Source organism: Kosakonia oryzendophytica (assembly GCF_027886705.1).
Lineage (GTDB): Bacteria > Pseudomonadota > Gammaproteobacteria > Enterobacterales > Enterobacteriaceae > Kosakonia > Kosakonia oryzendophytica.
The window spans coordinates 4,688,869-4,703,805 of the sequence record NZ_CP115659.1 but is presented as its reverse complement, the minus strand read 5'-3'; the positions used below and the strand labels follow the sequence as shown (position 1 = coordinate 4,703,805).

Here is a 14,937-nt window from a genome sequence, read left to right as displayed (position 1 = left end):
GATAGCAGAGGTGTTTTTTTATTTATTTTCTGACAGGCGGATGCCTTCGCTTAAACATAAAATGGCCAGCGCCTGACCATAACCTGTCGGTTGTAGCGGTATATCTTTATAAAATTGCAAAGTGCGTCCCATACGTGTGCCGTAGGACACATTGTTTACCGTGCCGTGGCTATCGATATTCTGTTGTACGGATGCCAGCGCCTTTAATCCGGCGTCTTTCCAGCGTGCATCGCCAATGCCCAGCCGGGCGCCTTTTAAGAGGCCATAACCGAATCCGGCGGTGGCCGAAATTTCTTCATAGCTGTCCGGATGATCCAGCAGGGTATGCCACGCACCGCTCTCTGCTTGCAGCGCAAGCAGCGCATTGACCTGCGCTTTCAGACACTCCAACAAGTAGTCGCGCACGCCACCGCTGATGTCAGTCAGTTCAATAAACTCCAGGATGCCAACGGTGATCCACGCATTGCCTCGGGCCCAGCGGGCACGGGCAAAATTGCTTTTTTCGGCGAAACTCCAGCCGTGGAACCATAATCCTGTTTGCGGATCGTTAAGGTAGCGGGCGTGCAGCAGGAACTGGCGAACGGCTTCATCAACCAGGTCCTGACGTCCAGAAACGGTGCCGTAATGACCCAGAAACAACACCACCATAAACAGGGTATCGTCCCAGATTTCCTTCTCGTTGATACCGTCTGACACCACGTGCTGGAAACCCTGTTCCGGTGTACGCGGCAGTTCGTTCATCACACGGTCGGCCCAGGCATCCAACACGCGTTGGTATTCCGGGTTTTGATTGTGCGACCAGAATAACGACAGCGGCAACATGGGGGCAGTGGTATTAATATTTAATGAAGGGAGCCCTTTTTCAATATTTTCCTGAAACCAGCGATCAATGATATTATAGATGTCGTCCTGTCGGGTAAATTCCCACAGTCTTACCAGACCAAATAAGCCGACCCCCTGAGGCCACTCCCAACTGGAAAAGGAAATATAGTCGCCGCGTGTTCCATCAAGATTTGGTTCATTGAATTTACCTTCATCTTTCAGGGTGGTAAATCCTCGTAGTAATAACGCTAACTGATTCTCAAGAGAAGCTGATTTCATTTTATTTCCTGTCATTAAAAAACACGTCATGACCTGATTAAATCACTTTGATTTTTTAATGCGCAATACGAAAATTTTTTGCGTTTTTATTCTGTGAGCTAATCGATCCTTGTTTTTTATGCGGCCAGACAGGAAAGTATGTGAAAACAATGTGTTATTGAAATAATGTTTCAATTTTCAAGTGAGGACGCAAAAAGTTTGCGTTGCAGGTGGTAATGACATGAGCGTGCATAAAAAAAGCGCAGTGGGTTTTACCCTCTGCGCGGCCAGGTGACCCTTTTTAACGTACTCCTCTCACCCCTTTGTGAATAATCGCCAGAAATGCCACACCCACGGGCACCAGTGAGCCCCAGAGTACAGCGTTCCAGCCAAACGCATTCAGCAGTGCGCCGGAGGAAAAGGAGCCGACGATCATCACGCCGAAAACAATAAAATCATTCAGCGATTGCACCCGGTTTTTCTCTTCGGGGCGGTGGAAGTCGATGATTTTTGCCGATGCGCCGGTGAAGCCGAAGTTCCAGCCCAACCCCAGCAGAATAAGCGAAACCCAGTAGTGCACCACCCCGGTTCCCGACAGACCCGCCGCCACCGACAGGGCGGTGATCAGCAACCCCGCAGCGCCAACCTGATTCGCGCCGAAGCGGTTAATCAGCTTACCGGTAAAGAACCCCGGGCCGTACATGGCGATCACATGCCATTGCAAACCGAGATTGGAGGCCTGTAGCGAAATGCCGTGCATATGCATCGACAGAGGGGCGGCGGTCATGAGGAAATTCATCACCATATATGAAATCGCGCCGCCGAAGACAGTGCGCGCAAAACCCGGCTGGCGGACAATGTCAGACAGTGGCCGCCCACCGCTGGCGGCTTCCGGCGTGGGAGGCGGTGATGTGACGCCCATCAGCACCAGCGCGGAGAGGGCTGCCACCGCCGCCTGGGCGAGAAAGGTGACGGCAAAGGTATGAGCAGGCCAAAGATCCAGCGTGGCGGTGACCAGCATTGGCCCGAGCACGCCTGCCGCTACGCCGCCTCCCATCACCAGTGACAACGCTCTGGCGCGTCGCTCTTTCCCCACGCCATCTGTGGCCGCGAAACGGAACGACAAGGCCACGGCGGCGTAAGCACCCCCCATAAACGCCGCCAGACAAAAGAGCGTAAATGTGCCCAGCACGACCGCCAGCGCAGCTGTCAACCCGGTCAGCACTCCCAGCGCCGTACCTGTCATAAATGCAGCCCGCCTGCCGTGGCGGCGGGCAAGTGCGCCAAACGGCAGAATGCACGCCGCCATACCCAGCACAAAGACCGTAACCGGCAGTGTGGCCAGTGTGCTGCTCGGGGCAATGGTGTTGCCGACAATTGCCCCGGTGGCGTAAAAGACCACTGAATTCGCCCCGGCCAGCGCCTGCGCCGTTGCCAGACGTATGATGTTCTTATTCTGCTGACTTACCGGCAGCTCTGTTTCTGCTAATTTCAAGGCGATACTCCGGAGGATCCTGTCCACGACATTACACGAGCGAAGGCGTCGCTGCACTCACATCCCGGATGACACTGTTGCTCGCGGCGACAATCATTGAAGAGGGAAGTATCAACCCATCTGGCGTGCCCGTTCCCCTGCCTGGCATCATAATTTCACACGTCGAAAAAGAAAGGCGTCATTCCTCTTTATATGTCATCGCGATCCAGAATAATTAATTCGCTTCGTATCTGTACTGAAATAAATAAAAAGCGGAGTGAATTAATCACTCCGCTTTAATTAGATGATTACGTTCGGTTATTAACCCAGAGCGCTTTCACGCAGGCGGGTTTTTAACTTATTGTATTCATCAATCACATACTGCTCAGCGGCGCGCTGATCGGCGATCGGCTCCACACGCACGGCGCAGTATTTGTACTCAGGCGTTTTGGTAATCGGGCTGAGGTTTTCCGTCACCAGCTCGTTACAGGCCCCAATCCACCACTGATAGGTCATGTACACAGCACCCTTGTTCGGACGCTCACTGACCTGCGCACGGGTGATGATCCGCCCTTTGCGCGAGTTCACCCACACCAGCGCTTCATCTTCAATGCCTAACCTTGCGGCATCGGCAGTGTTGATTTGCGCATAGCCCGGTTCATCCGCCAGCGCGGCCAGCGCGGCACAGTTACCGGTCATGGAGCGGCAGGAGTAGTGGCCTACTTCACGTACGGTAGACAGCACCATCGGATACTCTTCCGTCAGTTTATCCTTCGGCGCAACCCAGTCGCAGGTGAAGAACTTCGCCAGCCCGTTCGGGGTATCGAACTTCTCTTTAAACAGATAAGACGTACCCTGATCGGCATCCGATGTATCGCGACACGGCCACTGAATGTAGCCCAGCTCACCCATTTTTTCGTAGGTAGCGCCGTAGAAGTCCGGGCACAGATGACGCAATTCGTCCCAGATTTCCTGCGTGTTGTTGTAATGCATCGGGTAACCCATACGGGTAGCGATCTCACTGATGATTTGCCAGTCCGTTTTCAGATCCCACTTCGGTTCGACCGCTTTAAAGAAGCGCTGGAAGCCGCGATCCGCTGCGGTGTAGACACCTTCATGCTCGCCCCACGACGTGGACGGCAGAATGACGTCCGCCGCTGAGGCGGTTTTGGTCATGAAAATGTCCTGCACAATCACCAGTTCGAGCCCTTCAAACGCCTTGCGCACGGCTGACAGTTCGGCATCCGTTTGCAGAGGATCTTCGCCCATAATGTAAGCAGCGCGGACTTCGCCATGTTCCACGCGATGCGGCAACTCGCTGATGCGATAACCGGTATGCGCAGGCAGACTCTCCACACCCCAGGCTTTAGCGAATTTCTCGCGGTGCGCATCCTCTTTCACATACTGATAGCCAGGGAACGTATCCGGCAGCGCACCCATGTCACAGGCACCCTGAACGTTATTCTGACCACGCACCGGGTTAACCCCAACGTGGGCTTTCCCCAGATTCCCCGTCAACATGGCGAGGCTGGTCAGTGAACGCACGGTTTCAACGCCCTGATAGAACTGAGTGACGCCCATCCCCCACAGAATCGCCGCCGTTTTCGCGCCAGCGTACATGCGGGCGGCCTGGCGGATCTCCTGCGCGCTCACACCGGTAATATCCTCAACGGATTCCGGGGTGTAGCCTTCGACAATCTTCCGGTACTCTTCAAACCCCTCTGTACGGTTGGCGACGAACGCCTGGTCGTACAGGTTTTCTTCGATAATCACATGCCCCATTGCGTTAAGCAGGGCGATATTCGACCCGTTTTTCAATGCGACGTGCATATCGGCAATGCGCGCGGTTTCAATTTTACGCGGATCGCAGACGATGATTTTCGCCCCATTCTGTTTCGCCCGAATAATATGATTGGCGACGATGGGGTGAGAATCCGCTGGGTTGTAACCAAAGATAAACACTAAGTCCGTGTTATCTATTTCATTAATGGCATTACTCATCGCGCCATTACCGACCGATTGGTGCAGACCTGCAACCGAGGGGCCGTGTCAGACACGAGCGCAGCAGTCGACGTTATTGGTTCCAATAACGGCGCGCGCGAATTTTTGCATTATGTAGTTGGTTTCATTACCCGTACCGCGGGAAGAGCCGGTAGTCTGGATGGCATCCGGACCGTACTTCTCTTTGATCGCTTTTAAGCGCCCGGCGACATAATCGAGGGCCTCATCCCAGGATACAGACTCCAGTTTGCCGCCACGCTGGCGGCGGATCATCGGGGTTTTCAGACGAGGCGTCAGGATTTGGGTATCGTTAATGAAATCCCAACCGTAATAGCCCTTCAGACAGAGGGCGCCCTGATTGGTCTTCCCCTGTGCTGCCTCCGCCCGAACGATTTTGCCGTTATCGACCACCAGATGGATTTTGCATCCCGAGGCGCAATACGGGCAAACCGTGACGACTTTTTTCATCACTTTCGCTCCAGTTAACATTGTCGCCCCCCACTATGCATCTTCTATGCCATAGCGTTATTGGGGGTATTGCCTGATATTACGGTGGATTTTTGGTCAAAATACTGACGAAACGCAGCTCATCGTCAAAAGTGACGTGTCGAAAGGCGAGGGGATGTGACCGTGATTAAAAAAACGGCATTTATTCACTGCATTTATCTCTGGCTACCAACAGAATGGATCACACTTAGCCCAACGAAGCCTGCGGACGCAACTGATGAAACCTGCGATTTTGGTGGTGGATGATGATACGGCGGTGTGCGCACTGCTGGAGGATGTGCTTAACGAGCATGTCTTTACGGTCTATGTCTGTCATAACGGGCTGGATGCGCTGGCGCTGGTTGGCGAAAAATCGGATATCGCGCTGGTACTGCTGGATATGGTGCTGCCGGATCTCAACGGGTTGCGCGTATTGCAGCAGTTGCAAAAACAGCGGCCCGACCTGCCGGTTGTGATGCTTACCGGTTTAGGCAGCGAGTCGGATGTCGTGGTCGGGCTGGAGATGGGCGCAGACGATTACATTGGCAAGCCGTTTAATGCACGCGTACTGGTCGCGAGGGTTAAAGCAGTGCTGCGCCGCACTGGCGTACTGGCCGCCGAAACGCCTGCGGCGAAATCCGCCGGATTCCTTTTTAACGGCTGGCATCTCGATCCTGAACGCTGCGAACTGTTGAACCCGCAGCAGCAGCGGGTTGCCCTGACGCAGGGCGAATACAGTTTGTTGCTGGCGCTGGTGCAGAACGCGCGCCGTGTGTTGAGCCGCGAACAGCTGTTGACATTAACCCACAGCGAAAGCGTGGAGGTCTTTGACCGTACCATCGACGTACTGATTATGCGGCTGCGACGCAAAATCGAAGCAAATCCTCACCAACCCGGTTTTATCAAAACCTTGCGCGGCCTGGGCTACGTGTTTGCGGCGGATGTTTCCCATAACCATCAGGCAGCGTAGCTCCTTCATTCGCGCCTGGCGTTATGCCGAAAGATCCATCTCCTGTTGCAACGCCTCCAGCGTTTTTGCGCCATCAATCGCGTTGGCGCACAGCAGACTGGCGCGGGCGCAGGCGTGCGCCAGACGGACGCTGGCCTGCAACGACCATGCTTCATGGCAGCCATATAAAAACCCGGCGCAGAACGCATCTCCAGCACCAACGCTGCCGATAATTTCCGCCTGACTTAACATGCGCGAAGGGATCCACTCGCCAGCCTGTCCGGCAGCCTCGCCCCACGCGCCTTCCGGGCAGTGGATCACCACCCGTTGTTTCACCCCTGCTGCCAGCAGTTTTGCCGCCGCGCAGGAAATATTATCGATATGCGGCCCGTCGTCTGCGGTACGCATCTCCAGACCGCTGAATTCTCCGGCTTCCAGTTCGTTAATCACCAGGTAATCGAGATGCTTCAGGCACGGCAGCACCAGTGGCTGGTAGCGGGGATCGCCCTTGCGGGATACCAAATCCAGCGACGTTTCGTAACCCTGTTCACGCATTTGCGCCAGCAGCCGCGCGCTGCGAGTGCCAAATGTCTCGTCCGGCATATCCAGGCTGTCGAGCAGCAGTAAATAGCCGAGATGGAAGATTTTCATGCTGCTATCAAGGCGCTCGAAAGCAGGCAGATCCAACAGGCGATTAGCCCCTGGTGAATGGAAAAAGGTGCGCTGCCCGGTGGGATCGGTCATCACTTGTGACATGGAGGTCGGCGCGGCGTGGGTGCGTTGCACGTGCTGACGGTTGACATGGTACTGCTCAAGCATCGCCATAATATAGTCGCCGTCGCTGTCTTCACCCACCAGCCCCACCGCCTGCAATGGCATGCCGGTGTGCATTTTCGCCAGGGTCAGTAGTACATTAAGTGGTGCGCCGCCGGTCGACCGCTCGCTGTGGGTGATCTCCGCCAACCAGCCGCGCTCTGGCCATTGCACAATTTGGTGAACATGATCGACGAGCATATTGCCCGCTGCGATAACCCCTTTACGGTCCATCAGATTTGCCCCGCGCTGCCAAAGATACGCATCTGCCCGGCAACGGTATCGGTTATCGCTTCTTCGATACCCAGCAGCAGTTGCGCAAACTCGTCGTACAGCGGCTGGCGGTTCGCCATCTGCCGCTCAATGGCGCCCAGTGCCGCCTGCGACATACCAGTGTAAAAATTGATTTTGTGGATGCCGAGCGAAATGGCGCGCCGGAAATCCGCATCGCTGATGCCGGACCCCCCATGCAGCACCAGCGGCAGTCCGGTCTGTTGGCGAATCGCATCCAGGCGTTCAAAATCGAGTTTCGGCTCACCTTTGTATTTGCCGTGGGCGTTGCCGATAGCCACAGCCAGCGTATCGATACCGGTGCGATCCACAAAGTCCCGTGCCAGTTGAGGATCGGTAAAGTACGCTTCATCGGCGTGACCATAGAGCGCGCCGCCTTCATCACCGCCTACCGCGCCCAGCTCTGCCTCGACCGAAACGCCGACGGCGTGGCACATTTTCACCACTTCCCGGGTCTGACGAATATTCTCTTCATACTCCAGCGTGGAGCCATCGAACATCACTGAGCTAAAACCGAGACGCAAAGCGCGCACGACCGACTCAAAATGCAGACCATGATCGAGGTTCAGCACCACCGGAATGTCATGGTGAGCGGCTTCAAACTTCACGGCCTCAACCAGCGAATCCAGCGAGATATATTTAAAATGCACTTCGGCAATATTGATAATAAATGGCGAGCGCTCTTGCTTTGCTGCGGCGAACAGGGCGCGCAGGAAGTGGGAGTCGAGCACGTTGAACGCACCTAAGGCGTAGTGATGCTTGCGGGCGTGCGCCAGCCCGTCGGCAAGAGAAATCATCGGCATAATGGCCTCCTTCTACACCGGATAGTTAGCTCAGAAACAGGTGGTATTCGTTGCACAGCACCAGCTGTGCCGGTTCGTCTTCCAGCACGTGATTGAAACGATCAAACTGTTGCAGAAAGCGGTTGTCATGCTCGTCATCATTCACTGACGACACTTCGCCAACCAGCACATCGCCGAAGCCCGGTTCGCCCCAGAAGCTGTGATACAGCCCTGGTGCCAGTGTGATGCTTTCCCCTGGTGAGAGGCGCAACTGGCTGCCTGCTGCGTGAGTCTGAATGCAGCCATCAATGACCACGGTAACGTCGCGCATGTCTGTTTGTTCGTGCGCGTCGGCGTTCCACAGTTCAATAATTAAATTACCGCCGCCGCGATTAATGATGTCTTCACGTTTACGCCAGTGAAAATGCATCGGCGTGACCTGCGCGTCGCGCACATGCATGATCTTTTCTGCATAGCACTTTTCATACGGTGTGCCGTTGGGCGAACCGTTGCGCAGGGTAAACAGTGTGAGACCCTGAGCGGCGAAGTTTGATCCACCAAAGGCGGTGACGTCCCACCCCAGTTTCAGATCGAAGACTTCGCGCCAGGCTTCCCGGTCTAGTTGTTGCCATTTGGTCGGTGGAAAACTGGCGAACGGCGGCAGGTGCACATCATGCATCGAGAAAAACTGCCGCGTATGACCGAGAATTTCATTAATCGCAGAGCGTTTCATGGTATCCCCTGGGTTGGCGTTCCCTCTCCCTTGCAGGAGAGGGAGATGTACCTTATTTGACCGTCCAGCCTTTGTAGCTGCCGACATTCTGTTTATCGATCAGGGTCACCGGGATCAGCACCGGTTCTTTGGGTGCGGGTTTGCCCTGCAAGATGTCATAACCAATTTCCACCGCGCGGGCCGCCATCACTTGCGGATCCTGCGCCGGGGTGGCGACAAACAGTGAATTTTTACGTTTCAGCGCCTCTTCACCGTCCGGGCTGCCATCGACGCCGACAATAAAGAACTCGTTACGCTGCGCCTGTTTCGCGGCCAGATCTGCGCCGATCGCCGTCGGATCGTTAATCGCGAAGACGCCATCGATTTTCGGATTCGCAGCCAACAGTGAGGTCATCACCTCCAGCCCGCCTTCGCGGCTGCCTTTGGCGTTTTGGTTATCAGACAGCACCTTAATATCCGGGTGGCGTTTAAACTCGGTCTGGCAACCTTCGACACGGTTCTGTACCGCGGAAACCGGCGGTCCGTTGATGATCACCACATTGCCTTTGCCTTTCAGGCGGTCGGTAATGTATTTACAGGCGATTTCGCCCGCCTGGGTGTTATCGGAGGTGATCGTCGCGTCAGCGCCTTCTGCGGCAACGTCTACCGCCACCACCACAATACCGGCATCTTTGGCGCGTTTTACCGCCGGGCCAATGCCTTTGGAATCGGCGGCATTGAGAATGATCATGTCGACTTTTGCGGCAATAAAGTTATCAATCTGTCCCACCTGCTGGCCCAGATCGTAACCGCTGGAGACCAGCGTAACTTTGACTTTATCGCCCGCCAGTTTGCGTGCTTCCAGCTCCGCGCCTTTGGTGATCTGCACGAAGAACGGGTTCGCCAGATCGCCCACCGTGACGCCGATGGATTTCAAATCTTTGGCCTGCGCAAAAGGTGCACTGGCCAGCAGAGCGCCAGCGCAGAGCGCAGTGACAAGAGGTTTAAGACGCATGCTGTAATCCTCGCTTCTGTTTTGTAGGGTTTCGTTATGCTGCCTGATGATGCCGGGTGCGGTATTTGTCGATCAGCACCGCAATGATGATCACCGCCCCTTTGATCACCAATTGCCAGAAGTAGGAGACGCCCATCAGCGTCATCCCGTTATTTAGCGTGGCGATAATCAGCGCCCCCACCAGCGTACCGGTGATGGTGCCAATGCCGCCGACAAAACTGGTGCCGCCGAGGATCACCGCCGCGATCGCATCCAGTTCATAGCCCATACCAAGGTTGCCGTTGGCACTGTACAGCCGCGAGGCGCTCATCACGCCGCCCAGTCCCGATAACAGGCCGCTCATGCCATACACGAACAGCAGCACCAGCCACACTTTAATGCCGGTCAGCCGTGCGGCCTGCATATTGCCGCCGACTGCATAGATATGAACCCCGAGCGTAGTGCGGCGCAGAATAAACCAGCACAGCACCACCACCGCCAGCGCGATCACCACCAGCCACGGCACCGGGCCGAGGTAGTCGTTGCCCACCCACTCAAAACTGATATCGGAGTTGATAACCGTCGTGCCATCGGCCAGTAAATACGCCGCCCCACGCAGCGCCGTATAGGTGCCGAGCGTGACGATAAACGGCGGTAGCCCGGCAAACGCAACCAGCGCGCCGTTAAACATGCCGAGTAACAGACCGAGCATCAGCGCCGCCGGGACCGATAGCATGGCGAATTGCGGGATCAGTGACACCACCATTGCCGCTACCGCCGTGGTGCCGAGAATCGAGCCGACCGACAGATCGATCCCACCAGTGAGGATGATGAAGGTCATCCCGGCCGCCAGAACAATATTGATCGACGCCTGACGGGTGATGTTCAGCAGGTTGCTTTCGGTGAAGAAGTTCGGTGCGATAAAACCGAAAACGGCAACGATCAGTATCAAAATTGGCAGGATACCGACCGTTTGCATCAGATCGCCCATTAGCATCTTTTTAGCGGAGGCTGATTTCGCCACCGGCATAGCGGTATTGTTTTTGGAGTCAGTCATGAGGCACCGCCTGGTGATGAGAGTCGTTAACGCCGGTGGCCAGCGTCATAATGTTTTCCTGGGTGATGTTGTCGTTATGCAACTCGCCCACAATACTGCCTTCGCGCATGACGTAGACGCGGTCGCTCATGCCGACCACCTCCGGCAGTTCGCTGGAGATCATCAGAATGGCCACGCCCTGGCGCGCCATCTGGTTCATGATGCGGTAGATCTCGCTTTTCGCGCCGACATCGACGCCACGGGTGGGCTCGTCAAGGATCAGAATGCGCGGACCTATTGCGACCCAGCGGGAGATCAGCAATTTTTGCTGATTGCCGCCGGACAATCCGCCTGCCCGAACCTGCGCATGCGGGACACGAATGTTGAGCAATTTGATGGCGTCATCGGAGATAGTCTGCGCTTTTTTACGGTTAAGCATGCCCCAGGCCGCGTCGCGTTCCAGCGTTGCCATGGTGATGTTCTCCTGAGCAGCCAGTTCAAGGAACAAGCCCTGTTCTTTGCGGTTCTCCGTCAGGAAACCAATACCTAAATCAATCGCCGCGCGCGGGGAGTGGATCACTACCGGTTCACCGTCGATTTCGATCATGCCGCCGGTGGCTTTACGTACGCCAAAGATCAGTTGCGCCAGCTCTGAACGCCCGGCACCCACCAGCCCGGCCAGCGCGACAATTTCCCCGGCGCGAACGCACAAACTGACGGGCTGAATTTTTTCACCGTCGGTCAGGTGGTGAATGTTCAGCCGCGGGTTACCGAGTGGAATATCGCGCTCTTTATTAAACAGGTCGCTTAACGGACGCCCGACCATCATGCGTACCAGTTCGGAGGCATTCAGTTTGTCGCGCGTCAGGCTGCCAACATACTGCCCGTCGCGCAGCACGCTGACGCGATCGGAAAGTTCATACACTTCCGCCATGCGATGGCTGATGTAGATAATGGCCATTCCTTCGTCACGCAGGCGCAAAATGAGTTCAAACAGGCGGTGCGTTTCGCGGGAGGAGAGGGCGGCGGTGGGTTCATCCATTACCAGAATGCGGCTGTTGCGGTGCAGTGCGCGGGCGATTTCCACTTGCTGTTGTTCGGCGATGGTCAGTTTCATCACCCGGTCGGTGGCCTTAAAGTGGGCACCGAGACGGTCAATGACCGCCTGTGCCTGGGCTACCATCTCTTTGCGTTGTACCAGCCCGCCGCGCGCCAGTTCGCTGCCCAGGAAGATGTTTTCCGCCACGGTCAGATTAGGAGCGAGCTGCATCTCCTGGTAAATCAGGGTAATGCCCGCTGCCAGTGCATCTTTCGGCCCTTTGATGACGTAGGGCTGTCCGTCGATCAAGATCTCGCCGCTGGTGGCGCTGTAAGCGCCGGCAAGGATTTTCATCAGCGTGCTTTTTCCTGCGCCGTTCTCGCCCATCAGCGCGTGGATCTCACCGGGCCAGACGGTCAAATCCACCCCTTTGAGCGCAAAGAATTTGCCGAATGCTTTGGCAATATTGCGCATCTCCAGCACGGGCATGTTGCTCATGTCTTGGCTCCTGAGAAGAACGATATCCGCACTTCATCACACGTTAGTAAATGCAAAATGTCAGAAGCTGTTCATATTTGTCATAGTGACGTTAAAAAACTGTTTTAACTCTCTCCTGGAGCTGTTATGCCGTATCGCGCGAATTCGTTTTTCGTCAGCACACGTGGGCGACTGCTGTTCTTCAACTTGCTGGTCGTGGCGGTAACGTTAATGGTCTGCGGCGTGGCGGTGCTGGGTTTTCGCCATGCCAGCCAGATCCAGGAGCAGGTGCAGCAGCAGACGCTGGACGATATGACCAGCAGCATGAATCTGGCGCGGGATACCGCCAGCGTTGCCACGGCAGCGGTGCGGTTGTCGCAGGTGGTTGGCGCGCTGGAATACAAAGGTGAAGCGGAACGGCTGGAGGCAACCCAACACGCGCTCCAGTATTCGCTAAGCCAACTGGCGAATGCGCCGTTGGCACATCAGGAGCCACAATTGGTGGCGCAAATCACCCGGCGCAGCCATGAGTTGCAACAGAGCGTCACCGAGATGCTGCAACGCGGGCAGCGCCGCCATCTGGAGCGTAATGCGCTGCTCAGCTCGCTCTACCAGAACCAGAGTTATTTGCGCCACCTGCAAGAGGTGAATGCCCGTGATGGCGGCAATGTTCCTGATAAGCAACTGCTGGAGGAGATGGATCGGCTCATTATCGCTGCGATTCAGACCCCCTCACCACGTCCCACCGTCCGGCAACTCACTGATATCATGGGGCAGTTACCGCAGCGTATCGATAGTTCCGCGGTAGGATTTATTTTGCCGGATTTTAGCGCCGAACTGCGCAAGCTGGGGCCGCTGTCGCTCCAGCTTGAAGAGAGTGATTTGGCGATCAACTGGTCGATGTTTCATATCAAAGCGCTGGTGGCGCTGCTGAACAGTGATATCAACCGCTATGTTGCCGCCGTGGCGCAGGCCTCGGATCTGCGCACCGCTCAGCGTCATCAGGAGATGCGCTCCATCATCTTCTTTATCAGTGGATTTGCGCTGCTGGCGCTGGTGATCACCGGGTTTGCCGGGTGGTATATCTACCGTAATCTGGGTTCCAATCTGACGGCGATTTCTCGCGCTATGTCGCGGCTGGCGCATGGCGAACAGGATGTGTCGGTGCCTGCGCTGCAACGCCGTGATGAACTGGGTGAGCTGGCGCGCGCTTTCAACGTTTTTGCGCGTAATACCGCCTCGCTGGAGCACACGTCGAAGCTGCTAAAAGAGAAAAGTACGCAACTGGAAACCACCTTTCACGCCATGCGCGATGGGTTTGCGTTGTTTGATAACCAGGGCTGCCTGGTGGTGTGGAATCCGCAATATCCACTGTTGCTCGGCTTAACGGCGCAGGCATTACAGCGCGGTCAGCATTATCAAATGCTGCTGCGGCAGGTGAGCGATTTCCCTGCGCACGTGCAGGAGAATCTTGCCCGCCCGCTGCCGAAAGCGCAGGAGTTGCGGCTGGCAGACAACCGCACTATCGAACTGCGTTTCAGCCCGGTGCCGGGGCGCGGGATGGTTAACGTGGTGCTGGATCGCACGGAACGTAAGGGGCTGGAGGAAGCGCTGTTGCACAGCCAGAAAATGAAAGCAGTGGGGCAGCTTACCGGCGGTCTGGCGCATGATTTCAACAACTTGCTGGCGGTGATTATCGGCAGCCTCGAACTGGTGGATCCCGCTTCACCGGATGCCCCGCGCATTTCCCGCGCCTTGAAAGCTGCTGAGCGAGGGGCGTTGCTCACGCAGCGGCTACTCGCATTTTCCCGCAAACAGTCGCTGCATCCCCATGCGGTGGATATGCAACCTCTGTTAGAGAACCTTGGCGAGCTGATGCGCCACTCGCTCCCTACCACGTTGGTGCTGGACATTGAAGCGCAGCACCCGGCGTGGCCCGCCTGGATAGATGTCGGGCAACTGGAGAACGCGATCATCAATCTGGTGATGAATGCCCGCGATGCGATGGAAGGCCAAAGCGGAGTCATCAAGATCCGGACCTGGAACCAGCGCGTAACCCGCCGTGACGGACGCAAACAGGATATGGTAGCGCTGGAAGTAATCGATCATGGCTGCGGGATGTCGCAGGAGGTTAAAGCGCAGGTGTTTGAGCCCTTTTTTACCACCAAACAGACCGGCGGTGGGAGCGGACTGGGGTTGTCGATGGTTTACGGCTTTGTGCGTCAGTCTGGCGGTCGGGTTGAAATTGAGAGTGCGCCAGGGCAGGGCACGACGGTGCGTTTGCAACTCCCGCGTGCGACGGTGCAGGCACGCAGTCATGCAGAAGCTGACCAGGCGCAGGTGCGCGACACCAGCGACACGCTGATCCTGGTACTGGAAGATGAAGCCGATGTGCGCCAGACGCTCTGTGAACAGCTCCATGAACTGGGCTATCTGACGCTGGAGGCGGAAAACGGTGAACAGGCGTTGCAACTGCTGGAAGCCTCGCAAGAGATTGGCATAGTGATAAGCGATCTGATGCTGCCCGGACGTTTAAGCGGGGCCGACGTGATTAGCGCCGCGCGCCAGCACTACCCGCATTTACCGTTGCTGCTGATTAGCGGCCAGGATCTGCGTCCGGCGCATAACCCCGCACTGCCGGATGTTGAACTGTTGCGTAAACCTTTTACTCGTATCCAGCTCGCGCAGGCGCTGCGGCGAATTGCGGCATAAAACGGTGTTTAAATAGGGGACCCTGTTGCTGGCGAAGAAAAAAGAGCAGAATGAATTTAAGTATCTTATTTCCGGTGATGGTCTTCACATA

Annotated in this window: 11 protein-coding genes; 2 read left to right on the top strand and 9 right to left on the bottom strand. The window is 56.0% G+C overall.

From position 1 onward, the window contains the following. Nucleotides 1-18: 18 nt before the first annotated feature. The 3 genes from bglB to fdhF all read right to left on the bottom strand — a co-directional run bounded on the left by bglB (nt 19) and on the right by fdhF (nt 5,023). Nucleotides 19-1,101, bottom strand: coding sequence for a beta-galactosidase BglB (gene bglB, locus O9K67_RS22695; protein ID WP_061498678.1), 1,083 nt, complete (start codon nt 1,099-1,101; stop codon nt 19-21). Between the two features lie 280 nt (nt 1,102-1,381). After that, nucleotides 1,382-2,575 carry an MFS transporter gene (locus O9K67_RS22690; protein WP_061498673.1) on the bottom strand — a complete coding sequence of 398 codons (1,194 nt, stop codon included), beginning with the start codon at nt 2,573-2,575 and terminating at the stop codon, nt 1,382-1,384. Nucleotides 2,576-2,875: 300 nt separating this feature from the next. Next, entirely contained in the window at nt 2,876-5,023 is a 2,148-nt protein-coding gene (fdhF, locus tag O9K67_RS22685) for a formate dehydrogenase subunit alpha (protein ID WP_082794188.1), read from the bottom strand. A 256-nt stretch (nt 5,024-5,279) separates the two neighbouring features. Here fdhF and O9K67_RS22680 point away from each other — a divergent pair, with 256 nt between their 5' ends. Further along, on the top strand, nt 5,280-6,011 hold the full coding sequence (locus tag O9K67_RS22680; RefSeq protein ID WP_061498661.1) for a response regulator: 732 nt from the start codon (nt 5,280-5,282) through the stop codon (nt 6,009-6,011). A gap of 21 nt (nt 6,012-6,032) precedes the next feature. Here O9K67_RS22680 and O9K67_RS22675 read toward each other — a convergent pair whose 3' ends face one another. The 6 genes from O9K67_RS22675 to O9K67_RS22650 are packed head-to-tail and all read right to left on the bottom strand — an operon-like array spanning nt 6,033 to nt 12,155. Next, nucleotides 6,033-7,040, bottom strand: a complete 1,008-nt coding sequence (locus O9K67_RS22675; protein ID WP_148654724.1) for a carbohydrate kinase family protein — start codon at nt 7,038-7,040, stop codon at nt 6,033-6,035. Then, entirely contained in the window at nt 7,037-7,897 is an 861-nt protein-coding gene (locus tag O9K67_RS22670; protein ID WP_061498655.1) for a ketose 1,6-bisphosphate aldolase, read from the bottom strand. Before O9K67_RS22670 ends, O9K67_RS22675 begins: the two co-directional genes overlap by 4 nt. Before the next feature lie 25 nt (nt 7,898-7,922). Then, nucleotides 7,923-8,609 (bottom strand): D-lyxose/D-mannose isomerase, encoded by a 687-nt coding sequence (locus O9K67_RS22665; protein ID WP_061498652.1) that lies wholly within the window; start codon nt 8,607-8,609, stop codon nt 7,923-7,925. Between the two features lie 52 nt (nt 8,610-8,661). Continuing rightward, entirely contained in the window at nt 8,662-9,603 is a 942-nt protein-coding gene (locus O9K67_RS22660) for an ABC transporter substrate-binding protein (protein WP_061498649.1), read from the bottom strand. Between the two features lie 34 nt (nt 9,604-9,637). Further along, complete coding sequence (locus O9K67_RS22655) at nt 9,638-10,639, bottom strand: ABC transporter permease subunit (protein ID WP_061498646.1); 1,002 nt, start codon at nt 10,637-10,639, stop codon at nt 9,638-9,640. Further along, entirely contained in the window at nt 10,632-12,155 is a 1,524-nt protein-coding gene (locus O9K67_RS22650; RefSeq protein ID WP_061498640.1) for a sugar ABC transporter ATP-binding protein, read from the bottom strand. The genes O9K67_RS22655 and O9K67_RS22650 overlap by 8 nt, the downstream gene beginning before the upstream one ends. Before the next feature lie 126 nt (nt 12,156-12,281). Between O9K67_RS22650 and O9K67_RS22645 the strand changes: the two genes are divergently transcribed. Next, nucleotides 12,282-14,846 (top strand): ATP-binding protein, encoded by a 2,565-nt coding sequence (locus O9K67_RS22645; RefSeq protein WP_061498638.1) that lies wholly within the window; start codon nt 12,282-12,284, stop codon nt 14,844-14,846. The last annotated feature ends 91 nt before the right edge of the window (nt 14,847-14,937 follow it).

Bases quoted from the DNA above. Each gene is read 5' to 3' on its own strand.
- bglB (WP_061498678.1), bottom strand. From the start codon at position 1,101: ATGAAATCAGCTTCTCTTGAGAATCAGTTAGCGTTATTACTACGAGGA.
- O9K67_RS22680 (WP_061498661.1), top strand. From the start codon at position 5,280: ATGAAACCTGCGATTTTGGTGGTGGATGATGATACGGCGGTGTGCGCA.
- O9K67_RS22670 (WP_061498655.1), bottom strand. From the start codon at position 7,897: ATGCCGATGATTTCTCTTGCCGACGGGCTGGCGCACGCCCGCAAGCAT.
- O9K67_RS22665 (WP_061498652.1), bottom strand. From the start codon at position 8,609: ATGAAACGCTCTGCGATTAATGAAATTCTCGGTCATACGCGGCAGTTT.
- O9K67_RS22660 (WP_061498649.1), bottom strand. From the start codon at position 9,603: ATGCGTCTTAAACCTCTTGTCACTGCGCTCTGCGCTGGCGCTCTGCTG.
- O9K67_RS22655 (WP_061498646.1), bottom strand. From the start codon at position 10,639: ATGACTGACTCCAAAAACAATACCGCTATGCCGGTGGCGAAATCAGCC.
- O9K67_RS22650 (WP_061498640.1), bottom strand. From the start codon at position 12,155: ATGAGCAACATGCCCGTGCTGGAGATGCGCAATATTGCCAAAGCATTC.
- O9K67_RS22645 (WP_061498638.1), top strand. From the start codon at position 12,282: ATGCCGTATCGCGCGAATTCGTTTTTCGTCAGCACACGTGGGCGACTG.